A 1171-nucleotide genomic window follows, 5' to 3' on the forward strand; every position below is an offset into this window, starting at 1 on the left:
CTCGCACAACAGAGATATTAGCTGGAGCATTACCCAGATGTATAGTTGAGAGATCTTCATTTAAAACTACATCTTTAACCCAATGGAGTCGATTTTCTATACCCCAATGACCACGAATACCCTGAGCAAATTCTTTGGCAGTGGTAATTAGGCTACTGATGTAGTAAGCAATATCATGGTATGGCTTACCTCTTCTTGTCCCAACTCTTTCCACCCGAATTAAAGACTTAATTCCCGTCCACTTTGGGTCTATTCCGTTCAAATCATCAAAAACTTCTACGGTACGTGTTGTCAATCTATCTCTGTTTTTTTTTGTTTCAATATAACGACTTTTTGGTTTTTGATTGGCAGCAGTACTTTGAATATGACGATGAAGTTTTGGTTGATTCTTTTTAACTGCGATTACGTAATCGTTGCCACTTTCTATGATTAATTGGCAAGTTTTTTTTGACAGTGTAAAGCATCAAAGCTGAAAACAGCATCCTTGATATCCAAGGCGGCGATTAGGTTTTGCACCACACCGATTTCGCTGGCTTGTTTGTTTTCAAATTTATCCATCCCTAGGACTAGTCCTCTTTTTCCCGCAAATACTGAGACGATACTGACAAAATTCTGATAAGACTTTTCGTGGTTTTGGACTGTTCCCTTAATACTTTTACCGTCGATACCACACCAGTCAGCTTTCTCTAATTTAACGTAATTTTGTGCCCAGTGATTAAATAAGGTTACTAGCTTCTCAAAATCTACTCCCATGACTATGCGCCTAATTGTTGAGTATGAAGGAACACCGTGTTTTTTTATTCCAAAAGTTTTGATTAATACTTGACGATGCCGTTTGACGAAATCTCCCCATGCACGATACCCAACATATCCACTCATAGTGCCCATGATTACGAACAGCAACACCAACCACAGTGGATGTCTTCGACCATCAGTGGTTCTGAAGTCTTCTACTTGCCGCAGATGTTCAATTAGAGAAGCATTCATGATTTTCCCCCCTTCTACACTTGCCATTTTACCCGTTTTAGGGAATGAAACAGCCCTGCTTATCAAGGGGGACTTTGAGGTTAAAAACCATACCTCATAAATCCTATAAAAGCTATATTTATAATAAAATTTATCTCCATGGCTCATACTAAATGCGTCATTGAGATAAATAAATTAAATGGAA

At 38.4% G+C, this 1171-nt stretch carries 1 pseudogene; it reads right to left on the minus strand.

The features are described 5' to 3' along the window. Positions 1–1134 (minus strand): annotated as a pseudogene (locus tag F6K53_RS46375) (ISAs1 family transposase); the annotation flags it as partial. Positions 1135–1171: the final 37 nt, after the last annotated feature.

The organism is Moorena sp. SIO4A1 (genome assembly GCF_010672065.1).
Lineage (GTDB): Bacteria > Cyanobacteriota > Cyanobacteriia > Cyanobacteriales > Coleofasciculaceae > Moorena.